17 protein-coding genes are annotated in these 22,920 nt (G+C 70.4%); 13 read left to right on the top strand and 4 right to left on the bottom strand.

What is annotated here, in order from left to right; translation table 11 throughout:
• Positions 1–216: 216 nt before the first annotated feature.
• The 3 genes from ACZ69Q_RS23850 to ACZ69Q_RS23840 form a co-directional block, all read right to left on the bottom strand.
• Positions 217–1,128 (bottom strand): carbohydrate kinase family protein, encoded by a 912-nt coding sequence (locus ACZ69Q_RS23850; RefSeq protein ID WP_471045139.1) that lies wholly within the window; start codon positions 1,126–1,128, stop codon positions 217–219.
• Complete coding sequence (locus tag ACZ69Q_RS23845) at positions 1,125–2,174, bottom strand: LacI family DNA-binding transcriptional regulator (protein WP_471045138.1); 1,050 nt, start codon at positions 2,172–2,174, stop codon at positions 1,125–1,127. The genes ACZ69Q_RS23850 and ACZ69Q_RS23845 overlap by 4 nt, the downstream gene beginning before the upstream one ends.
• A 262-nt stretch (positions 2,175–2,436) precedes the next feature.
• Positions 2,437–3,393, bottom strand: a complete 957-nt coding sequence (locus tag ACZ69Q_RS23840; protein ID WP_471045136.1) for a hypothetical protein — start codon at positions 3,391–3,393, stop codon at positions 2,437–2,439.
• A gap of 718 nt (positions 3,394–4,111) precedes the next feature.
• Between ACZ69Q_RS23840 and uvrC the strand changes: the two genes are divergently transcribed.
• The 13 genes from uvrC (at position 4,112) to ACZ69Q_RS23775 (ending at position 20,536) form a co-directional block, all read left to right on the top strand.
• Positions 4,112–6,376 carry an excinuclease ABC subunit UvrC gene (gene uvrC, locus ACZ69Q_RS23835; protein ID WP_471045134.1) on the top strand — a complete coding sequence of 755 codons (2,265 nt, stop codon included), beginning with the start codon at positions 4,112–4,114 and terminating at the stop codon, positions 6,374–6,376.
• Positions 6,373–7,389: an RNase adapter RapZ gene (gene rapZ, locus ACZ69Q_RS23830; RefSeq protein WP_471045133.1), complete on the top strand. Its 1,017-nt coding sequence runs from the start codon at positions 6,373–6,375 to the stop codon at positions 7,387–7,389. Before uvrC ends, rapZ begins: the two co-directional genes overlap by 4 nt.
• Positions 7,386–8,453, top strand: coding sequence for a gluconeogenesis factor YvcK family protein (locus ACZ69Q_RS23825; protein ID WP_471045132.1), 1,068 nt, complete (start codon positions 7,386–7,388; stop codon positions 8,451–8,453). The genes rapZ and ACZ69Q_RS23825 overlap by 4 nt, the downstream gene beginning before the upstream one ends.
• Entirely contained in the window at positions 8,444–9,433 is a 990-nt protein-coding gene (whiA, locus tag ACZ69Q_RS23820) for a DNA-binding protein WhiA (RefSeq protein ID WP_471045129.1), read from the top strand. Before ACZ69Q_RS23825 ends, whiA begins: the two co-directional genes overlap by 10 nt.
• Positions 9,434–9,585: 152 nt before the next feature.
• Positions 9,586–12,540, top strand: coding sequence for a M14 family metallopeptidase (locus ACZ69Q_RS23815; RefSeq protein WP_471045127.1), 2,955 nt, complete (start codon positions 9,586–9,588; stop codon positions 12,538–12,540).
• A 229-nt stretch (positions 12,541–12,769) separates the two neighbouring features.
• Positions 12,770–13,777 (top strand): type I glyceraldehyde-3-phosphate dehydrogenase, encoded by a 1,008-nt coding sequence (gene gap, locus ACZ69Q_RS23810; RefSeq protein ID WP_471045124.1) that lies wholly within the window; start codon positions 12,770–12,772, stop codon positions 13,775–13,777.
• 143 nt (positions 13,778–13,920) lie between these two features.
• Complete coding sequence (locus ACZ69Q_RS23805) at positions 13,921–15,132, top strand: phosphoglycerate kinase (protein WP_471045123.1); 1,212 nt, start codon at positions 13,921–13,923, stop codon at positions 15,130–15,132.
• Between the two features lie 5 nt (positions 15,133–15,137).
• Positions 15,138–15,914: a triose-phosphate isomerase gene (tpiA, locus tag ACZ69Q_RS23800; RefSeq protein WP_471045121.1), complete on the top strand. Its 777-nt coding sequence runs from the start codon at positions 15,138–15,140 to the stop codon at positions 15,912–15,914.
• Between the two features lie 104 nt (positions 15,915–16,018).
• Entirely contained in the window at positions 16,019–16,249 is a 231-nt protein-coding gene (gene secG / locus ACZ69Q_RS23795) for a preprotein translocase subunit SecG (protein WP_471045587.1), read from the top strand.
• Between the two features lie 201 nt (positions 16,250–16,450).
• A complete protein-coding gene (locus ACZ69Q_RS23790; RefSeq protein WP_003976875.1) occupies positions 16,451–16,786 on the top strand; it encodes an RNA polymerase-binding protein RbpA in 336 nt (111 codons plus the stop codon).
• A gap of 145 nt (positions 16,787–16,931) precedes the next feature.
• A complete protein-coding gene (locus tag ACZ69Q_RS23785; protein WP_471045118.1) occupies positions 16,932–17,768 on the top strand; it encodes an MFS transporter in 837 nt (278 codons plus the stop codon).
• Between the two features lie 52 nt (positions 17,769–17,820).
• Positions 17,821–19,476 carry a glucose-6-phosphate isomerase gene (gene pgi, locus ACZ69Q_RS23780; RefSeq protein WP_471045116.1) on the top strand — a complete coding sequence of 552 codons (1,656 nt, stop codon included), beginning with the start codon at positions 17,821–17,823 and terminating at the stop codon, positions 19,474–19,476.
• A 91-nt stretch (positions 19,477–19,567) separates the two neighbouring features.
• A complete protein-coding gene (locus tag ACZ69Q_RS23775) occupies positions 19,568–20,536 on the top strand; it encodes a hypothetical protein (protein WP_471045115.1) in 969 nt (322 codons plus the stop codon).
• Between the two features lie 43 nt (positions 20,537–20,579).
• On the opposite strand, the gene ACZ69Q_RS23770 is transcribed toward ACZ69Q_RS23775, so the two are convergent.
• Positions 20,580–22,862, bottom strand: coding sequence for an ABC transporter permease (locus ACZ69Q_RS23770; protein WP_471045113.1), 2,283 nt, complete (start codon positions 22,860–22,862; stop codon positions 20,580–20,582).
• Between the last annotated feature and the right edge of the window lie 58 nt (positions 22,863–22,920).

The following is a 22,920-nucleotide window of genomic DNA, read 5'->3' as shown; positions in this document are numbered from 1 at the left end:
AAAAAAAAAAGAGACGGGGGAAAGGGGATGGAGCAGGAAAACCGAAACACCAAAAACCCCCCCCCCCCCCCCCCCCCCCCCCCCCCCCCCCCCCCCCCCCCCCCGCCCGTTGGATCATCAGCGGCCCGAGCCAGGCGGCCGCAAAGGACCTTGACTCCTCAACAGTGGAAAGCGACTCTCCTCAGCAGCGGCTTGGAGAGACACGCGGAACGCCTCCTAGAAGTCCCCCAGTTCGGAGGCGTACGGCGGCTCGGCACCCGCCCGGGAGCAGGTGATCGCGGCAGCCCGCGCCGCGAACCGCAGCAGTCGTGTCCAGCCCTCGGCGTCGAGTCCCACGAGCGCCTCGGCGGACAGCGCGTCCTGGGCGGCCAGGCCGTGCAACAGGGCCGCGTTCACGGTGTCGCCCGCACCGATCGTGTCCACGACGCCGACCTCTTCGCCGGGTACGGAGTGCACGGCGCCGTCCCGCGTGAAAGCGGTCAGCCCGTCACCGCCCCGGGTGATCACGACTGCCGCAGGTCCCGAGTCCAGCCACTCACGCGGCGTGCCGCCCAGCCACTGCGCGTCCTCCTCGGAGAGCTTGAGCAGCGACACCGACGGCAGCCAGCTCTTGAACCGGGCCCGGTAGCCATCCGGGTCGGGGATCAGCCCGGCCCTGATATTCGGGTCGAGCGCGGTGAACACCCCTCGCGCGGCCGCGCTGCGCATCAGCTCCTCATAGGCGCTCGCCCCAGGCTCCAGGACGAGCGAGCAGGTGCCGAACGAGACCGCGCGGGTCTGCGCGGGCAGCTCCGGAGGCGCCGTGAAGAGCCGGTCGGCGGTTCCCTCGACATAGAAGGAGTAGGCGGCCGAACCCCTCTCGTCGATGGTGGCGACCGCGAGCGTCGTCGGCTCGATCCCGCGCTGCACGGCCGACACGTCCACCCCGGCCTCCCGTAGCCCGTCGAGCAGGGCCTCACCGAACGCGTCGGAGGAGGTCCGGGAGCAGAAGGTGGTGGGGGAGCCGAGCCGCCCCAGGGCCACGGCGGTGTTGTACGGGCCGCCGCCGAGCGCCGGCTTCAGGCTCGCGAGGGCGCCCCTGCCCTGCGGTACCAGGTCGATCAGGGCCTCACCGGCGACGACGATCACGAGGCGGTTCCTTTCACGGACGTCAGGGACTGTTCGGGGCAGCCGCACGAGGTGCGGTGCACGAAAGCGCAGGGGAGGCGCACGGTCCGGGCCGGCCGGTCCGGTGAGGCGAGACGGTCCAGCAGCACGCGCACCGCCTGGGCGCCGATGTCCCTGCTGGGTTGGGCGATCGCGGTCAGCCTGGGTGAGAACAGATCGGCCCAGGCGAAGTCGTCGAAGCAGCACAGCGCGATGTCATCGGGCACGGACAGGCCGTGACCGAGCAGGCCGCGCAGGGCGCCCATGGTCATCGCGTTGTTGGCGGTGACGAGCGCGGTGGGCGGCGAGGTGAGCGACAGCAGTGCGGCGGTGGCCTGTTCGGCGCCGGGTGCCTCGGAGTTGCCGTGCACGACGAGCTCCTCGTCGTATGCGAGCCCCGCGGCCATCAGCCCGTCCCGGTATCCGGTGAGTCGCTCGCTGGTGGTGCTGAGTCCTGGAAGGCCGGCGACGAGGCCGATCCGCCGGTGGCCGAGGCCGGCGAGGTGGGCGACCAGGCGGGCCATGGGCTCGGCGCTTTCGGCGCAGACCTGGTCGAACCCTGGTGAGCCGTCCGCCGGGCTCTCGACCACGCGGTCGAGCAGGACGGTCGGCACCTTGTGACGCCCCAGGTAGGCGAGGAGTTCCCGCGGGTCGGCGGAGGGCGCGACGATCATGCCGTCCACGCGGCGCTCATGCAGAAGCTGCACGACTTTGCGTTCATGCTCCGGATCGTCATGCGGGTCGGCGATGAGCAGGCTGTAGCCGTGTTGCAGGGCCGCGGCCTCGACCCCCTGGAGGATCTCCGTGAAGTACGGGTTGCTGATCGCCGACACCGCGAGCCCGATGGACCGGGTGCGGGAGGTGACCAAGGAGCGGGCGAGGGTATTGGGCGTGTAGCCGAGCTCCTCCATGGCATCCAGCACCGCCTGGCGAGTGTGGGGCAGCACGGGGCGGGTCTCGTTCAGCACATGCGAGACGGTCGCCACCGACACGCCGGCGCTCCGCGCGACGTCGGCCATGGTCGCCATCGGAATGCCCTCCCTCTCTGCCGCCTCGCGCAGGGCCCGGTCCGGGGCAGGTGCGGCTCTTCTGGCCGGGAAGGTATCCCATCCGGAGCCTCGCGTAAACGCTTGCGCAATCGTTTACGTCTCGGACCGAACGTGTCGAGAGGAGCCTTCGAAGCGGTGAGTGCGGAGGCGCACCAAGGCGTACCGGGGGCAGAAGCCGACGTCAGAAGCCCACGTCAGAAGCCGGCGGGCGACCGGGCCGAGTACAGCCCGAGAGGGCCGCTCACTCCCACTCCCACCCGATGCCCACGATCCCGGTCCGCACCCGTGGCTCGACGAGGTGGACGGATCGGTGCAGCCCGCTGAGGGGGAGTCCCTGGCGGCCACTGCGGGGTGCCGCCGCGGAGTGCTGGGCGAATCGGTGGCAGCGGGCCGGGAGGGCGTCCTCGGCGAAGCGGACCTGGAGGGCGTACTGGCCGCCCGCGAGGGGGAAGCCGCGGGCGTACTCGCGGGACACGTCCGCCGTGCCGTCCTCGACACGGTAGCGGAACAGATAGGTGTCGCCGGCCCGCAGACGCGCGCCGAAGAGCAGCTCGGCGACGAGGACACCGGTGTCGTGATGCCAACGGATGCGGCCCGTGCGGCAGTTCTCCAGCGCGTGCACCGTCATGCGCTCCGGCGTGCACCCCGGGTCGCCGTGGTGGACGGCCATGAAGCGGTCCACGCCGTCCTTGTGGGCGCGCACGATGTGGTGCGACTCGCGCCCCGCCAGTTCGCGGCGCGCCCCGATCCGTACCAGCTCATGGTGGGCGAGCGTGTGCAGGCCGTCGTCGACCGGACAGTCCAGTTCGGCAAGCAGCCGCTCCAGCATGCCCGAGGCCTCCACCAGGGAGCGGTAGGAGCGGGCGGCGGGCTGCTGGAGGGCCGGGTGGTCGTCGGCTTCGGACAACAGCCTGATCAGGGATTCCTCCGGTAGCTGCAGGATCTCCTCCAGCGCCCGCACCGCGCGCAGTGACTCGGGGCGCTGGGGCCGCCGGGCTCCCTGCTGCCAGTAGCTCAGGCTGGTGACGCCGACCTTCACACCCCGACGGGACAGATGGTGCTGCACGCGCTGGAGAGGCAGCCCCCGAGCGGCTATCGCTGCGCGCAGGGCGGCATGGAAGGGGCCGCCTCGCAGGGCCATGTCCAGTTCCGCGGAGGCGACGGGGGCGATGTCCGCGTGCTGTGTGGCGTGCGGCATGCACGGGCCTTTCTGTGGTTGTTGCACAACGGCTGGTCAGACCGTTCACGCGGCTGATCGGAGGCACCCCGTCAGGGGGTCGGGGGGTGTTCACATCCGTACGCCGCCGTTCAGGTCCCCGAGTTCCCCCGCATTGAAGCGTGTTGACCAAGTCCCGACAACACCTGATGCCCAACAGCAGCCCACTGCTGGCCGAGTCGCGATACGTCCACATCAAGTCGTCGTGTCCGTGCCGGTGTTGCCGATCACGTCCCCGTTGGCATGCGGCGGCGTAGCCCTCGCGGGACACGCGAGCGCCCACGAGTCGGTCGTGAGGATCCTGGACCCACCGGCGCCCGCGAGTCCGAGGTGAGGACCCAGGACGCCCGCCCGCGTGCCCCGCGAGTCCGAGGTGAGGAACCAGGACACCCGCCCGCGTGCCCCGCGAGTCCGGGGTGAGGACCCAGGACACCCCCCCGCGTGCCCCGCGCGCCCTCGCCCGGACGGCCAAAGCCAAGGGTCGCCCTCCGCCGCGGGCACAGGCCGGCGCCCTTATGTCACCGAGAGCGGCCTCGAGGAACACGTCCGCGGCATGCCGGGCAGGGCTACGGCTCGCCGAGAGCGGCGGCGACAAGGGCCCTGTGCTGGCCGTTCTCGCCTTTCCACAGTCCCGCCGGCCGTGGCGGAGGTTATCCACAGCCTCGCCGGACTGTCACCGGGCGCCAGTAGGGTGTGAGACATGGCCGACCCCTCCAGCTACCGCCCCCAGCCGGGACAGATCCCCGACTCTCCCGGGGTGTACAGGTTCCGTGACGAGCACCGCCGGGTGATCTACGTCGGAAAGGCGAAGAGCCTGCGCCAGCGCCTGGCGAACTACTTCCAGGACCTGGCGGGCCTCCACCCGCGCACCCGCACGATGGTGACCACGGCCGCGTCCGTGGAGTGGACGGTGGTGTCCACGGAGGTCGAAGCCCTGCAGCTCGAGTACTCCTGGATCAAGGAGTACGACCCCCGGTTCAACGTCAAATACCGCGACGACAAGAGCTACCCGTATCTCGCGGTGACGATGAACGAGGAGTTCCCGCGCGTGCAGGTGATGCGCGGTCACAAGAAGAAGGGCGTCAGGTATTTCGGGCCGTACGCGCACGCGTGGGCGATCCGGGACACCGTCGACCTCCTGCTGCGCGTCTTCCCGGTCCGCACCTGCTCGGCCGGCGTGTTCAAGAACGCCTCCCGCACCGGCCGCCCCTGCCTGCTCGGCTACATCGGCAAGTGCTCCGCCCCCTGCGTGGGGCGCGTCTCCGCCGAGGACCACCGTGAACTCGCCGACGAGTTCTGCGACTTCATGACCGGCCGTACCGGCACCTATCTGCGCCGCCTGGAGAAGCAGATGATGGAGGCGGCCGAAGAGATGGAGTACGAGCGGGCCGCCCGCCTGCGCGACGACATCGAGGCCCTGAAGAAGGCCATGGAGAAGAACGCGGTCGTGCTCGCCGACGCGACCGACGCCGACCTCATCGCCGTCGCCGAGGACGAGCTCGAGGCGGCCGTGCAGATCTTCCACGTCCGCGGCGGACGCGTCCGCGGCCAGCGCGGCTGGGTCACCGACAAGGTCGAGGAGATCACCACCGGCGCCCTCGTCGAGCATGCCCTCCAGCAGCTCTACGGCGAGGAGACCGGGGACGCGGTGCCCAAGGAGGTGCTCGTCCCGGCCCTGCCCGACCCGCTGGAGCCCGTGCAGGAGTGGCTGTCGGGGCGCCGCGGCTCCAACGTCTCCCTGCGCATCCCGCAGCGCGGCGACAAGCGCGCCCTGATGGAGACGGTCGAGCGCAACGCCCAGCAGGCCCTCGTCCTGCACAAGACCAAGCGCGCCTCCGACCTGACCACCCGCTCGCGCGCGCTGGAGGAGATCGCCGACGCCCTCGAGCTGGACAGCGCCCCGCTGCGGATCGAGTGCTACGACATCTCCCACCTCCAGGGCGACGACGTGGTGGCCTCGATGGTCGTCTTCGAGGACGGCCTGGCCCGCAAGAGCGAGTACCGCCGCTTCCAGATCAAGGGCTTCGAGGGCCAGGACGACGTCCGCTCCATGCACGAGGTGATCACCCGGCGCTTCAAGCGCTACCTCGCCGAGAAGGAGCGCACGGGCGAGTGGGCCGACGGCGAGAACACCCTCGCCGGCACGCCCTCCGGCACCCTCGACGACTCGTCGTCCACTGCGCTGGGTGACCCGTCATCCACCCCGCTGGGCGACCCGTCGTCCACGCCGCTCGGTGACCCGTCGCTCACCCCGCCAGGCGACCCGTCATCCACGGCGCTCGGTGACCCGTCGCTCACCCCGCCCGGCGACCCGTCGGCCGACCCCCTCACCACCACCTCCCCCGACGCTCTCGCCAACGCCCTCAAGGACGACGACGGCCGCCCCAAGCGCTTCGCCTACCCGCCCCAGCTCGTCGTCGTGGACGGTGGCCAGCCGCAGGTCGCGGCCGCCCAGCGGGCCCTGGACGAGCTCGGTATCGACGACATCGCCGTCTGCGGCCTCGCCAAGCGCCTGGAGGAGGTCTGGCTGCCCGGCGACGACGACCCGGTCGTCCTGCCCCGCTCCAGCGAGGGCCTGTATCTGCTCCAGCGCGTCCGTGACGAGGCCCACCGCTTCGCGATCACCTATCAGCGCACCAAGCGCGCCAAGCGCTTCCGGTCGAGCCCGCTGGACGACGTCACCGGCCTCGGCGAGACCCGCAAGCAGGCGTTGATCAAGCACTTCGGTTCGGTGAAGAAGCTGCGAGCTGCGACCATCGACCAGATCTGCGAGGTTCCCGGTATAGGTCGCAAGACGGCCGAGACGATCGCCGCGGCCTTCGCCCAGGCGGCCCCGGCCGCGCCCGCCGTGAACACGGCGACTGGAGAGATCATGGAAGACGAGGAATCCGAAACGACGGCGGAGACCTCGGGGGAGCCCGTGTCCGCGGGCGCCCCGGACGAACGACGGGGGCAGGAGAGATGAGCGAGCACCAGACACAGCCCGCAGGCGAGCGAGATCAGCGAGCCCAGGAAACGCACAGTGACACCGGCGAGGATCTCACCCAGCAGGACGCACTCCAGACAGACGGAGCACAGGTGAGTACGGGTAGCGATACGGCCGGGGCCCCCGAGGCGGCCATCCCCGAGCTGGTGATCATCTCCGGCATGTCCGGGGCCGGCCGCTCGACGGCGGCCAAATGTCTGGAGGACCTCGGCTGGTTCGTCGTCGACAACCTCCCGCCCGCGCTGATCCCCACCATGGTGGAGCTCGGTGCCCGTTCCCAGGGCAACGTGGCGCGGATCGCGGTGGTCGTCGACGTGCGAGGCCGTCGCTTCTTCGACAACCTCCGCGAGTCCCTCTCCGACCTCGACACCCGGGGCGTGACCCGCCGGACCGTCTTCCTGGAGTCCTCCGACGACGCCCTGGTGCGCCGTTTCGAGTCGGTGCGCCGCCCGCACCCCCTCCAGGGCGACGGCCGGATCGTCGACGGCATCGCCGCCGAGCGTGAGCTGCTGCGTGAGCTGCGCGGCGACGCCGACCTGGTGATCGACACCTCCAGCCTCAACGTGCACGAGCTGCGGGCCAAGATGGACGCCCAGTTCGCCGGCGAGGAGGAGCCCGAGCTGCGGGCCACGGTCATGTCCTTCGGCTTCAAGTACGGCCTCCCGGTCGACGCCGACCTGGTCGTGGACATGCGCTTCCTGCCCAACCCGCACTGGGTCCCGGAGCTGCGCCCGTACACCGGCCTCAACGAGGAGGTGGCGGCGTACGTCTTCAATCAGCCCGGCGCGAAGGAGTTCATCGACCGCTACTCCGAGCTGCTCCAGCTCATCGCGGCCGGATACCGTCGCGAGGGCAAGCGGTACGTGACCATCGCGGTCGGCTGCACCGGCGGTAAGCACCGCTCGGTCGCCACCTCCGAAAAGCTCGCCGCCCGCCTCGCCTCCCAGGGCGTGGAGACGGTGGTCGTACACCGGGACATGGGACGGGAATGACGGGACGTACTCCGCGGCTGAGCAGGTTGCGCCGGGCCGTGCCCGAGACACGCGCAAGCCGGCCCGCCGAAGTCCGGGGCGGCCGACCACGTCGCCGGGGCACCCAGCCCAAGGTCGTCGCCCTGGGCGGCGGCATGGGGCTGTCCGCCTCGCTCGCCGCGCTGCGCCGGATCACCGGCGACCTCACCGCCGTCGTCACCGTGGCCGACGACGGCGGCTCCAGCGGGCGTCTGCGCGACGAGCTGGGCGTGCTCCCGCCCGGGGACCTGCGCAAGGCGCTGGCCGCGCTGTGCGGCGACGACGACTGGGGCCAGACCTGGGCACGCGTCATCCAGCACCGCTTCCACTCCCAGGGTGACCTGCACGATCACGCGGTCGGCAATCTGCTGATCGTCGCCCTGTGGGAGCAGCTCGGCGATCACGTCCAGGCCCTGGACCTGGTCGGCAAGCTGCTCGGCGCACACGGGCGTGTGCTGCCCATGTCCGCCGTGCCGCTGGAGCTCCAGGCCCTGGTCAAGGGCCACGACCCGGACCGGCCGGAGGAGGTCGACACCGTCCGCGGGCAGGCCAACGTCGCCCTCACCCCCGGTGAGGTGCATTCGGTGCACGTCGTGCCGCACGACCCGCCCGCCGTCCCGGAAGCCGTCGCCGCCGTCCGCGACGCGGACTGGGTGGTGCTCGGCCCCGGGTCCTGGTTCTCCTCGGTCATCCCCCATCTGCTCGTGCCGGAACTCCTGGACGCGCTCACCGAGACGAAGGCGCGCCGGGTACTCTCCCTGAACCTCGCTCCGCAGCCGGGAGAAACCGAGGGCTTCTCCCCGCAGCGTCATTTGGAGGTTTTGGGACGACACGCCCCTAAACTCGCCCTGGACGTGGTGCTGGCCGACGAGGCCGCTGTGCCCGACCGCGATGTGCTCACCGAGGCCGCCAAGCGGCTCGGTGCGGCGGTCGAGCTGGCCCCGGTGGCCCGGACGGACGGGACGCCCCGGCACGACCCGGAGCTCCTCGCCGCCGCGTACGACCGTATTTTTCGGATGCATGGAAGGATCGGCCCATGGCGATGACGGCAGCGGTGAAGGACGAGATCTCCCGACTCCCCGTCACCCGGACCTGCTGCAGGAAGGCGGAGGTCTCCGCCCTTCTGCGGTTCGCCGGCGGCCTCCACCTGGTCAGCGGGCGCATCGTGATCGAGGCGGAGCTGGACACCGCCATGGCGGCCCGCCGCCTCAAGCGGGACATCCTGGAGATCTTCGGCCACAGTTCCGAGCTGATCGTGATGGCTCCGGGCGGGCTGCGCCGCGGCTCCCGTTACGTCGTACGGGTGGTAGCGGGCGGTGACCAGTTGGCCCGGCAGACCGGTCTGGTCGACGGGCGGGGCCGTCCGATCCGCGGTCTGCCGCCGCAGGTCGTGTCCGGGGCCACCTGTGACGCCGAGGCCGCCTGGCGCGGCGCCTTCCTGGCGCACGGCTCGCTCACCGAGCCCGGTCGCTCGTCCTCCCTCGAGGTGACCTGCCCGGGCCCTGAGGCCGCGCTCGCTCTGGTCGGTGCCGCCCGCCGCCTGTCGATCGCGGCGAAGGCCCGTGAGGTGCGCGGGGTCGACCGGGTCGTCGTCCGTGACGGTGACGCCATCGGTGCCCTGCTCACCCGCCTGGGTGCGCACGAGTCCGTGCTCGCCTGGGAGGAGCGCCGGATGCGTCGCGAGGTCCGTGCCACGGCGAACCGCCTCGCCAACTTCGACGACGCCAACCTGCGCCGTTCCGCCCGTGCGGCCGTCGCCGCCGGTGCCCGCGTCCAGCGCGCCCTGGAGATCCTCGGCGAGGAGGTCCCCGAGCACCTCGCCGCCGCCGGACGCCTGCGCATGGAGCACAAGCAGGCGTCCCTGGAGGAGCTGGGCGCGCTCGCCGACCCGCCGCTGACCAAGGACGCCGTCGCCGGCCGTATCCGCAGGCTGCTGGCCATGGCCGACAAGCGGGCCCAGGACCTCGGCATCCCGGGCACCGAGGCCAACCTCAGCGAGGAGCTGGCGGACAACCTCGTGGGATGACCCGACAGATCGTCAACACCTGTGTTGCCGGCGTCCGCTTGGGACGTCGGCACCGGTATTTGTGGGTCTTTGCGGCGCTCTTGACTGGAACATGAAGTGGCATGAGCCTGGCAGTCATTCGTCACTGTGGCGAATCACTGCTAGGGGGGTACATGAGACCCAGAGCGAGATCGATCCTCGCTGTCGGCGCGCTCCTCATAGGTGGAGCGAGTTTCGCACCCATCGCCCAGGCACAACCGGACGGTTCACAAGATTCCGACCCGAGCGAAGTGAAGGTCTTCCGGGCCGAGGTCACCAAGAAGCAGGTACCCCTGCTGCTGGCGGCAGGTCAGGACGGCCACGAACTCAGTGAGCAGGCACCCGCGAAGGGCACGGCCACCGTCGAGGTCTACCTCACCGACGACCAGGCCGAGAAGCTTCAGAAGCAGGGCGTCGAGCTCACCGAGCACGACCTCTCCGCCAAGGCGGAGGCCCGCACGGAGAAGGCCGCGGAGGGCGTGTTCCGCCCGTACAGCGGAGCTGGGGGGCTCAAGGAGGAGATCGTGCGGACCGGGCAGGAGAACCCCGGTCTGACCAAGGTCGTCTCCATCGGCAAGACGGTGGGTGGCCAGGACATCCTGGCCCTCAAGCTCACCAAGAACGCCAAGAACACGAAGGACGGCGCCAAGCCCTCCGTCCTCTACATGTCCAACCAGCACGCGCGCGAGTGGATCACGCCGGAGATGACCCGGCGTCTGATGCACTACTACCTGGACAACTACAAGACGGACAAGCGCGTCAAGAAGATCGTCGACTCGAACGAGCTGTGGTTCGTCCTCTCGGCCAACCCCGACGGCTACGACTACACCTTCAAGGACGCCGCCAACCGCCTGTGGCGCAAGAACCTGCGGGACATCAACGCCGACGGCGTCATCAGCACCGGCGACGGCGTCGACCTCAACCGCAACTTCTCCTACAAGTGGGGCTACGACGACGAGGGTTCGTCCCCGAACCCCACCAGCGAGACCTACCGCGGCGCGTCCCCGGCGTCCGAGCCCGAGACCAAGGCGCTGGACTCCTTCCAGAAGCGCATCGGCTTCACGTACGGCATCAACTACCACTCCGCCGCCGAACTCCTCCTCTACGGCGTCGGCTGGCAGGTGGCCACCAACACCCCCGACGACGTGCTGTACAAGGCGCTCGCCGGAACCCCGGACAACTCCGCGATCCCCGGCTACCGCCCGCAGGTCTCCTCGGAGCTGTACACGACCAACGGCGAGGCGGACGGTCACGCATCGAACGTCAACGGCCTGGCGATGTACACGCCCGAGATGTCGACCTGCCAGACCGCGTCGGCCATCGACCCGAACGACCAGTGGAACGCGGCCGACTGCCAGTCGGTGTTCAACTTCCCGGACGACGAGAAGCTGATCCAGGACGAGTTCGCCAAGAACGTGCCGTTCGCGCTGTCCGTCGCCGAGAGCGCCGCGCGGCCCGACCAGCCCGTCTCCTCACTCGGTCTGAAGGCCGCCGACTTCACCCCGGCGCCGTTCACCACGTCGTACTCGCGCGGCGCGGACCAGGAGGTCTCCGTCGTCGTACGCAAGTCCGTGCGCGACAAGGAGCTCAAGTACCGCGTCAACGGCGGCCGTACGCACGACATGGCGCTCAGGCCCTGGAAGGGCGGCGAGACATACGGCGGTGAGGACAACCTCTACTTCGACGAGTACCGCGCCAAGGTCGCCGACGGCGATCAGGGCGACAAGGTCGAGGTGTGGTTCACCGGCGAGACCAGGAGCGGGAAGAAGGTCTCCAGCGAGCACTTCACGTACACCGTGGCCGAGCGGCCGCGCGCGGACGTGCTCGTGGTCGCCGAGGAAGGCGCCGGCGCCGCCCACGCTCAGAAGTACGTCGACGCGCTCAAGGCCAACGGCCACCGGGCGGTCGTCTGGGACGTCGCCGCACAGGGCGCGCCCGACGCGCTGGGCGTGCTGGGCCACTTCGACACCGTCGTCCACTACACCGGCGCGAACGTCCCGGGCAACGCCACCCAGCTCCAGTTGCGCGCCTACCTCAACGAGGGCGGCACGCTGGTGGAGGCCGGCGAGCAGGCCGGCGGCAACGTCGACCTCGGTGGCGGCACCCTGTCGAACGACTTCAGCCAGTACTACCTGGGCGCCTACTCCCGTACGGCGCTCCCCGGCGCCACCGGCTTCGCCGGCTCCGGTGAACTCGGCGGCTTCACCGGAGCGCTCGGCGACGCCACCGGCAACCCGCTGGACAAGGCCGGGAGTTACAGCGTCACCTCGGACCAGCTCGCCGCCGACAAGTACCCGCAGTTCGCCAGCGCGGGCGCGGGCCAGTTCGCCGGGACCGTCAACCCGTTCGGCCCCTACGCGGGTTCGTGGATGGCGGCCGCCGTGCACACCGACGACGCCTACAAGCGGCTCACCAGGACCGTCGACCTCACCGGTGTGACCGCGGCGCAGCAGCCGACCCTGCGCACCCAGTTGCTGTGGGACGTCGAGCCCGGCTACGACAACGTCCTGATCGAGGCCCATGGCACCGGGGCCGAGGACTGGACGACTCTTCCCGAGAAGAACGGCGCCAGCAGCAACGCCGTTCCGGCGGAGTGCGAGGCCGGCTTCTACATGGCCGGACACCCCTGGCTCAAGCACTACCTGACACAGTCGGCCGCGGGCTGCACCGCGTCCGGCACCAGCGGCCAGTGGAACGCCCTCACCGGTGCCTCCGCGGGCTGGAAGCAGGTCGAGTTCGACCTGAGCGCGTACGCCGGCAAGTCCGTCGAGATCTCGATCAGTTATGTCTCCGACCCGGGCTTCGGCGGGCGCGGCGTCCTCGCCGACCAGGCCTCGCTCGTCGTCGGCGGCACGGCCACCGAGACCGAGGGCTTCGAGACGTCGCTCGGCGCCTGGAGCGTGGGCGGACCGCCCGCGGGCAGCCCGGCCGTGCTCAAGGACTGGGCGCGCACCGGAGCGCTGTTCCAGACGTACGGCGCGATCACCACGGACGACACGGTGCTGCTGGGCTTCGGCCTGGAACACGTCACCGCGGCGGCCGACCGTGCGGCGCTCATCGGGAAGGCCCTCTCCTCACTTGAGGACTGACACGCCGAGGTCAACGGTGCGCAACGCAGCGTGACCGAAACGAGTGATCCGGGCTTCCGGGCGGGGCGGTCCGTACCCCTACTGGCGGGTACGGGCCGCCGTGCCGTCTATGAGGCATCTGGATGTCACCACGGAGGCCGCAGAGAGGTAGGGTCGTAGGCGGTCGGGGACATCCCAAATAGAGCTCGCCGGCACCGCATGGCCGGCGTACCAACGAGGAGATCGGTTCGTGACGATCCGCGTAGGCATCAACGGCTTCGGTCGTATCGGTCGCAACTACTTCCGCGCGCTGCTGGAGCAGGGCGTAGGCATCGAGATCGTGGCTGTCAACGACCTGGGTGATACTGCGACCACCGCCCACCTGCTGAAGTACGACACCATCCTGGGCCGCCTCAAGCACGAGGTCACCCACACCGCCGACAGCATCACGGTCGACGGCCACACCATCAAGGTGCTCTCCGAGCGCAACCCCGCCGACATCCCGTGGGGCGAGCTGGGCGTCGACATCGTCATCGAGTCGACCGGCATCTTCACCAAGAAGGAAGACGCCGCCAAGCACATCGCCGGCGGCGCCAAGAAGGTCCTCATCTCGGCTCCGGCCAAGGACGAGGACATCACCATCGTCATGGGCGTCAACCAGGACAAGTACGACCCGGCGAACCACCACGTCATCTCCAACGCCTCCTGCACCACCAACTGTGTGGCGCCGATGGCGAAGGTCCTCGACGAGAACTTCGGCATCGTCAAGGGCCTGATGACGACGGTGCACGCGTACACGAACGACCAGCGCATCCTCGACTTCCCGCACAAGGACCTGCGCCGCGCCCGTGCCGCCGCCGAGAACATCATCCCGACCACCACGGGTGCCGCGAAGGCCACCGCGCTGGTCCTGCCGCAGCTCAAGGGCAAGCTGGACGGCATCGCCATGCGCGTCCCGGTCCCGACCGGCTCGGCCACCGACCTCGTCGTGGAGCTGGCGCGTGAGGTCACCAAGGAGGAGGTCAACGCCGCCTTCAAGAAGGCCTCCGAGGGCGAGCTGCAGGGATACCTGACCTACACCGAGGACGAGATCGTCTCCTCGGACATCGTCAGCGACCCGTCGTCCTGCACCTTCGACTCCTCCCTGACCATGGTCCAGGAGGGCACGTCGGTGAAGATCCTCGGCTGGTACGACAACGAGTGGGGCTACTCCAACCGCCTCGTCGACCTGACCGTCTTCGTCGGCAACCAGCTCTGATCGGCAGAGCAGGCACCTTGATGTGAGGGCAGGGCCCGTGCGGCGCAGGGACGCGCCGCCCGGGCCCTGACTCACGTGCAGACCAGGCCTTTTAGGATCACTGGCGATCCGAGCATACGAACCCTCCTCGGGAGTCCCCTTCCATGAAGACGATCGACGAACTCCTCGCTGAAGGAGTCGCGGGCCGGCGGGTCTTCGTCCGCGCCGACCTGAACGTGCCGCTGGACGGCACCTCCATCACCGACGACGGCCGCATCCGCGCCGTGCTGCCCACCGTCAAGGCACTGGCCGAGGCGGGCGCGCGCGTGGTCGTCGCCTCGCACCTGGGCCGCCCCAAGGGTGCCCCGGACCCCGTGTTCTCCCTCGCGCCGGCCGCCGCTCGCCTCGGTGAACTCCTCGGCGCCGACGTGGCCTTCGCGACCGACACGGTCGGCGAGTCCGCCCGAGCCGTCGCCGCGGGCCTCGCGGACGGCCAGGTCGCGGTCATCGAGAACCTCCGCTTCAACGCCGGCGAGACCAGCAAGGACGACGCCGAGCGCGCCGCCTTCGCCGAGCAGCTCGCCGCCCTCGCCGACGTCTACGTCGGGGACGGCTTCGGCGCGGTGCACCGCAAGCACGCGTCCGTGTACGACCTGCCGGCCCGCCTGCCGCACTACGCCGGCTACCTCATCGCGAACGAGGTCGGCGTCCTCAAGAAGCTCACCGAGGACGTCAGGCGGCCGTACGTCGTCGCGCTCGGCGGCGCCAAGGTGTCCGACAAGCTCGCCGTCATCGACCAGCTCCTCGCCAAGGCGGACCGGCTGCTCATCGGCGGCGGGATGGCGTACACCTTCCTCAAGGCCAAGGGCTACGAGGTCGGCATCTCCCTCCTTCAGGAGGACCAGATCCCGACCGTCACCGAGTACATGGAGCGCGCCGAGAAGAACGGCGTCGAGCTGGTGCTGCCGGTCGACGTCCTGGTCGCCACCGAGTTCCCGGACCTGAAGACCAAGGCCCCGGCCAACCCCACGACCGTCGCGGCGGACGCCATCCCCGCCGACCAGGAGGGTCTGGACATCGGTCCTGAGACCCGCAAGCTGTACGCCTCGAAGCTCGCCGACGCCGGCACCGTCTTCTGGAACGGCCCCATGGGCGTCTTCGAGCACCCCGACTACGCCGAGGGCACCAAGGCGGTCGCCCAGGCCCTCGTCGAGTCCAAGGGCTTCACCGTGGTCGGCGGTGGCGACTCCGCCGCGGCCGTCCGCACCCTGGGCTTCGACGAGTCGGCATTCGGCCACATCTCGACCGGTGGCGGCGCCTCCCTCGAATACCTCGAGGGCAAGACGCTCCCCGGCCTCGCCGCACTGGAGGACTGACCTCAATGAGCACGCGCACGCCGCTGATGGCGGGCAACTGGAAGATGAACCTCAACCACCTCGAGGCCATCGCGCACGTCCAGAAGCTCGCCTTCGCCCTGGCGGACAAGGACTACGACGCAGTCGAGGTCGCCGTCCTGCCGCCCTTCACCGACCTGCGCTCCGTGCAGACCCTGGTCGACGGCGACAAGCTGAAGATCAAGTACGGCGCCCAGGACATCTCGGCGCACGACTCCGGTGCCTACACCGGCGAGATCTCCGGTCCGATGCTGGCCAAGCTGAAGTGCACGTACGTGGCGATCGGCCACTCCGAGCGCCGCCAGTACCACGCGGAGACCGACGAGATCGTCAACGCCAAGGTCAAGGCCGCCTACAAGCACGGCCTGACCCCGATCCTGTGCGTCGGCGAGGAGCTTCAGGTCCGCGAGGCGGGCAACCACGTCTCGCACACCCTCGCCCAGGTCGAGGGCGGTCTGAAGGACCTCCCGGCCGAGCAGGCCGAGTCCGTCGTGATCGCCTACGAGCCCGTGTGGGCCATCGGCACCGGCAAGGTCTGCGGCGCCGAGGACGCCCAGGAGGTCTGCGCCGCGATCCGTGGCAAGATCGCCGAGCTGTACTCGCAGGACCTGGCCGACAAGGTCCGCATCCAGTACGGCGGCTCCGTGAAGTCGGGCAACGTCGCCGAGATCATGTCGCAGGCCGACATCGACGGTGCCCTGGTCGGCGGCGCCTCGCTGGACGCCGACGAGTTCGTCAAGATCGTGCGCTTCCGCGACCAGTGAGTATGCGCTAGCGGCGATCCGTCGTACCCTTGCGGGGGCATGGTAGGCAGCTACCGTGCCCCCGTCCTCCATCCGAGTCCGAGAGAGTTGGTCCAGCCGTGGTTTTGGGGTTCTCGATCGCCCTGATCGTCTTCAGCGGGTTGCTGATGCTGCTGGTGCTGATGCACAAGGGGAAGGGCGGCGGCCTCTCCGACATGTTCGGCGGCGGCATGCAGTCTTCCGTCGGCGGCTCCTCCGTCGCCGAGCGCAACCTCGACCGGATCACTGTTGTGGTCGGTTTGCTGTGGTTCGCGTGCATTGTCGTGCTCGGCATCACGATGAAGGTCACCAACTGACGAGCACGCACAATCCACACGTAAGGCCCCATGTTCGGTACGCGCAGCTAAGCGCGGCCTATCATGGGGCTTGCGTCTTGGTGTAGGGGCTCTGTAACTCCAATCACTGGACGCGCGTTGGGCCTTACGTAGACTGAGGCGCTCGCAGCGAAGCGAAACGCCGACTCGCTTTGCGGCACCATCACGCAGGGAGTTACGACCGTGGCAAGTGGCAACGCGATCCGAGGAAGCCGGGTCGGGGCGGGGCCGATGGGCGAGGCCGAGCGGGGCGAGTCCGCGCCCCGGCTGCGCATCTCCTTCTGGTGCTCCAACGGGCACGAAACGCAGCCCAGCTTCGCCAGCGACGCGCAGGTTCCCGAAACCTGGGACTGCCCGCGCTGCGGCTTTCCTGCCGGACAGGACCGGGACAACCCGCCGGACCCGCCGCGCACCGAGCCCTACAAGACGCACCTCGCGTATGTACGGGAGCGGCGCAGTGACGCGGACGGCGAGGCGATCCTCGCCGAGGCGCTCGCCAAACTGCGAGGCGAGATCTAGGAATTGAGGACCGGCCGGGTACCCAAGGGTGCTCGGCCGGACCTGTCTGACGCGCTGCCCGGATCCCGCTCCGGGGCCGATTGTCAGTGGTGCCCTCTACGGTTTGTGTATCGATCTTCGTATCGACGGACCGGGAGGGGGAGCCATGGCGACGGCTGAGACGGTGGGCGTGCGTGCGCCATCGTGGCGCAGTGGATTCGGACGGCTGTGGAGCGCCGCCGTGCTCTCCAGCTTCGGAGACTCCCTGCGTACGGCTGCCCTGCCGCTCCTCGCCGTGACGCTGACGGACCGGCCGCTGCGGACCGGGGCGCCCGAGCGGACGCCGGCCCCGGCGGGCGGCACCCTGCGCCGCGAGATCGCGCAGGGACCGCGCACCCTGTGGCGCGACCGGGCTCTGAGAGGCCTGTGCGCCGCCACCGCGCTGTGCAACATCGGCATGGGCGCCCAGCTCGCCACCCTGGTCCTCCTGGTGACCGGGTGGCTGGACGCCGGCGCCTCGGGGTACGCGGCGGCGGGCGCGGCGTTCACCGTCGGCGGTCTGGCCGGGGGAGTGGCGAACGGCTGGATCGTGAGGCGGCTGGGCCGGGTGCGAGCCGTGCTGATCGCGGGCGCGGTGCAGACCGGGGCCCTGATCGTCATGGGCACCGTGCGCAGCCTGGCCGTGCTGGTGGCGGCACTGCTGGTCTTCGGGGTCATGGGCATGGTGTGGAACGTCAACACGACGACGCTCATGCAGCAGCGCAGCCCCGTCGAGCTGCTGGGCCGGGTGGCCTCGGCCTTCCGGACCCTGGCCTTCGCCGGGGTGCCGCTCGGCGCCCTGCTGGGCGGTGCCGCCGCCACGGCTTGGGGTCTGAACACCCCGCCCCTGCTCACAGCGGGCTTCTTCGTGCTGGCCCTCGCGGCGCTGATACCCGAGGGCAAGCGGGACGTACCTGTTGTTGCGCCGGACGACGACGCCAGGACAGCTCACGTCCCGCGCTGATCAATTAGGTTGGAACCGCTGGGACAGGCACGAAAGAAGGCTGAAGTCGGACATGAACGCAGACGGCCGTACCAGGCTCAACCAGACGCCCGAGTGGACCGCGCTGGCCAGGCACCGCGAGGAGCTCGGCGAAGTGCGGCTGCGGGAGTTGTTCGCCGCCGACCCCGATCGCGGCTCGGGCTACACCCTCCAGGTCGGCGACCTGCACATCGACTACTCCAAGCACCTGGTCACCGACGAGACGCTGCGGCTGCTGCGCGAGCTGGCCGCCGCGACGGACGTGTCCGGGCTGCGGGACGCCATGTTCCGTGGCGAGAAGATCAACACCACCGAGGACCGCGCCGTGCTGCACACCGCGCTGCGCGCCCCGCGTGAGGCGGTGATCGAGGTCGACGGGGAGAACGTCGTCCCGGGTGTGCACGCCGTCCTCGACAAGATGGCCGGCTTCGCCGAGCGGGTCCGCTCCGGCGCCTGGACCGGCCACACCGGCAAGCGGATCAAGAACGTCGTCAACGTCGGCATCGGCGGCTCCGACCTCGGCCCGGCGATGGCCTACGAGGTGCTGCGCAGCTTCACCGACCGCGACCTGACCGTCCGCTTCGTGTCGAACGTCGACGGCGCCGACCTGCACGAGGCGACCCGCGATCTGGACGCGGCCGAGACGCTGTTCATCATCGCCTCCAAGACGTTCACCACGATCGAGACGATCACCAACGCCACGTCCGCGCGGGACTGGCTCCTTGCCGAGCTGAAGGCCGGTCCGGAAGCCGTCGCCAAGCACTTTGTCGCCTTGTCGACGAACGCCGAGAAGGTCGCCGACTTCGGCATCGACACGGCCAACATGTTCGAGTTCTGGGACTGGGTGGGCGGGCGCTACTCCTACGACTCGGCGATCGGCCTGTCGCTGATGATCGCCATCGGGCCGGACCGCTTCCGTCAGATGCTCGACGGTTTCCGGACCGTCGACGAACACTTCCGCACCGCGCCCGCCGAGGAGAACGTGCCGCTGCTGCTCGGTCTGCTGGGCATCTGGTACGGCAACTTCCACGACGCCCAGTCGCACGCGGTGCTGCCGTACAGCCACTACCTGTCCAAGTTCACCGCGTATCTGCAGCAGTTGGACATGGAGTCCAACGGCAAGTACGTCGGCCGGGACGGTCGGGAGGTCGACTGGCAGACCGGGCCGGTGGTGTGGGGCACGCCGGGCACCAACGGGCAGCACGCGTACTACCAGTTGATCCACCAGGGCACCAAGCTGATCCCGGCGGACTTCATCGGCTTCGCCGAGCCCGTCGCCGAGATGAGCGACGGGCTCAAGGCGCAGCACGACCTGCTGATGGCGAACTTCTTCGCCCAGACGCAGGCGCTGGCGTTCGGCAAGACGCCGGAGGAGGTGCGCGCGGAGGGGGTGCCCGAGGAGCTGGTGACCCACAAGACGTTCAAGGGCAACCACCCCACGACCACGATCCTCGCGCGTGAGCTGACGCCGTCCGTGCTGGGCCAGTTGATCGCGCTGTACGAGCACAAGGTGTTCGTGCAGGGTGCGGTGTGGAACATCGACTCCTTCGACCAGTGGGGCGTGGAGCTCGGCAAGGTCCTCGCCAAGCGGGTCGAGCCCGCGCTGACCGAAGGTGCCGAGGTGCCGGGGCTGGACGCGTCGACGAAGGCGCTCGTCGCCAAGTACCGGGAGCTGCGCGGCCGGAAGTGAGCACGGATACGGAAAGCGGGCGGCGCGTGGCCGTCCGCTTACCGTAGACTCCCTCGGTGATCATGACAACGATCACTCGGGGGAGTGCAAGTTGACGTATCCACAAGGGAGTTGGACCGGCGGCACGCTGACCGCGCGGTCGTTCCTGAAGCCTCATCACGTGGCGCGGGCGGTGTTCCATCCGTCCTGGATCCCGCAGTCGCTGGATCCTTCGGTGGATGCCCTCAAGAAGGTGCGGGTCATCGCCGGCGCGGTCGCGGCGTTCGGTGTCTACACCTTCGTGGAGGGCGGGTTCGCCTTCGACGAGATGCTGGACAACGCGGCGACCGCCTGTCTGGTGCTGTTGTTCATCACGCCGCTCACGGTCGGTGTGATGCTCTACCTCTGGCAGCGCTCCGGCGCCGGGACGGTGGCGCAGCTCAAGGAGCCGCTCGTCCGGTCGCTGAAGCTGCTGCTGCTGTTCATCGGCTCGGCGCTCGGGACGGTGCTGATCTTCCAGTTGGGCGGCTCCCTCGGGATCCTCGGAAGCATGCTGGTCAGCGTCGTGGGGCTCTGGATGGCGTTCTTCGTGATCGCCGGCGCCTACCGGATCTCGGGGAACTTCTTCGGCACCGCCGTCGTGCACCGGTGTCTGCCGCCGCTGCTGGCCACGGTGACGACGTGGCTCATGGCCATCCCCGATCTCATCACCGGTGATCTGCACGGCCTCAGCCTCGCCATGGGTGTTTTCTTCATCCTGGGCGCCCCGGTGACGGTCACGGCCATCGCGATGCTGGAGATGGGCCGCCTCAAGAGCCGGTACGGCATCCGGCTGGCGGACCACCCGGCCGTCCGGTCACCGATGCCGACGCCCACGCCCGGTCCGACGCCGACCCCGCCGCCACCGTCGTACGCACCGAATGGCTTCGTGCCGCCGCAGGGCAACCCGTACGGAACGCCCCCGCAGGGCAACCTCTACGGGACACCCCCGCACGGCAACCCGTACACGCCGGGTCCGCAGAACCCGTATGCCCCGCAGCCGCCGTACAACACGCCGGCGCCGCCCCCGTACAACCCGTAGTAACTCCCCGACCGCGGCCGCCACGGGCGGGGACGGCCCGGGATCAGGCGACGGCGCTCAAGGTGTCCGCGAGGCGGCGGCGGGCCGCACGGGAGGCGGGGACCGCGGCGAGGGCGGCGGCTCCCGTGACCGCTGCCGTGCCGAGCAGGAGCAGGAGAGCGGGCGACGGGCCCTGGGCGATCCCGGAGCCGATGCCGCTCGACCGGCCCTGGGTGTCGATCAGCCAGTGCGCGAGGGGTGCGCCCAAGGCCGTGCCGATGACGACCGCGGCCAGCGCGGTGCAGGCGGTGGACGTGACGGCGATCGCCGTGATCTGGCGCGGGGAGAGGCCGATGGCCTTCAGGGCCAGCAGGTCACGCTCGCCCTCGCGGACGGTGCCGCCGATCGCGGTCAGCAGTTCGATGAGCCCGATGAGGGCCAGGACGACGATCAGGCCCACGACGACGCCGCGCAGGGGCGAGAGCCCGTCGGCGGGGTTCGGTACGGCATGTACGTCCAGGCGTCCCTGCCCGTCGCCGGCCAGCCGGTCGGCGACCTCGTCCGGGTCCGCGCCGGGGCGCAGCCGCAGCTCGTAGAGGGTGGGGCCGAGGCCGGGGTCGTTCTCGCGCAGGGTGTCGAGGGAGGTGGAGATGACCCGGCCGGCGTTCTCCGGTTCGATGCTGCGGCCCACGATGTGCAGGATCTGCGGCTGGTCGCCGACGGTCATCCGCACCCAGTCGCCGACCTTCACATCCAGCAGATCCAGCAGCCCCTGACCGGCGACCGCCTCGTCGCGGCCCTGCGCCGCGCGGCCCTCGGCCAGCGCGAACGGGTAGGGGTCCTGGTGGGTGCCGAGGCCGCGCAGGGCGATGGTGGCCGTCTGGCCGGGGACCAGGGCGGCCACCTCGACGCCCGGGTAGGCGGCGGCGACCTGGGGGTCGCGTTCCAGCAGGGTGCGGGCGTCGCCGTCGGCCAGGCCGGCATCGGTGTGGACGGTCAGCGCGGTCGGCAGGCCGATCTGCTCGGGCCGGCTGTCGAAGCGGTCGATGGTGGTCCACGCGCTCATCGCCACCACGATCAGCAGGAGCGGCAACGCCAGCCGCGCGACCGTGGCCAGCGACCGCGGCCGGCGGGTGAACGCCCGGTGCCAGCCCAGTACCAGTGCGGGCGGCAGCCGTAGCCCGAGCGCCTGCCGGGCCGCACCCGAGAGACGTCCGCCGAGCGGAGCCGCGCGCCGCGGTACCGGCACCGGCGGCACCCGCCCCGCCCGCCAGGCCGCGAGGCCCGTGGTCGCACCGATGAACAGCACCGCCCCCACCGGCACCGCGAACAGCGCCACGGTGTGCCCGGGCAGTCCCTGCCACACCCCGACCGCGTCCCCGAGGCGCCCCGGTATGCGGTTGCCCAGGGCCTGGATGAGGGTCGCGGCGGCCACGGCGCCCAGCAGCGCGAAGGCGAGGTGCTGGAGCAGGAAGACGCGGACCACCTGACCCGGGGTGAAGCCGATCGCCTTCAACACCGATATGTCCCGCAGATGGCCGCGGATCCTGGTGCCGATCGCCCCGTGCACGGCGAGCCCGGCGGCGACCAGCGCGCCCAGCCCGAACAGCCCCAGCACCTGCCCGAGCAGCCGGTTGTCGCCCTGCGCCTCGGCACGGGCCTGCTTCCAGGTGGAGACCTCGCTGACCGCGCCGGCGCCCAGCACGGTCACGGCCCGCTGGATGGCGTAGTCCGTGTCGTCGGGGTCGGTCAGGCGCAGCCCGATCACCTGGCCGCCCGGGTTGCGCACGGCTGACGGCGGTGCCCAGACGAGGCCCGCCTGTTCGCCCGCCCGGTAGCGCGGCTCGGCGCTGTCGGCGATGCCGAGGACGGTCAGGGTCCGGCCGGTGCCGGGCAGGGTGAGGGTGTCGCCGGGGGCGGCCAGCAGGGCGCGCGCCAGCCGGCTCTCCAGGACCACGCCGTCGGGGTTCGCCGGGTCGAGCCAGTGGCCGGAGGCCAGCAGCGGGCGGCCGACGGTGGGGCGCTCGGGCATGCCGCGCAGCTCGACCGAGGCGCGGGTGCCCCGGGAGGCGAGCGTGGTGGACGCGGTGGGATAGGGGCCCGCGACGGACTCGACGCCGTCGAGGCCGGCCAGCTTCGCGGTGTCGGCCGTCGCGCCGGTGTGCAGCCATACGTGGGCTCCGCGCGCCGGGGTGAAGACGCGCTGCCAGGGGTTGGTGGCGTAGCCGAAGAGGGCTGTTGCCAGCAGCAGCGAGACGACGATGCCGGCCGTGGCCAGCACGAGGAACAACGCCTCGCCGCGGTGCGTGCGCAGATCGGAGTGCGCCCAGCGCAGGGTGGCTCGCACGGGCCTCAGCCCCTCTGCCCGGCGGCGGAGAGGCGCTCGTGGAGGAACCGCCCGTGCG

This window comes from Streptomyces sp. NPDC036764, from assembly GCF_055609385.1.
The sequence above is the reverse complement of the archived record's forward strand: the minus strand, read 5'-3'. Positions and strand labels throughout refer to the sequence as shown.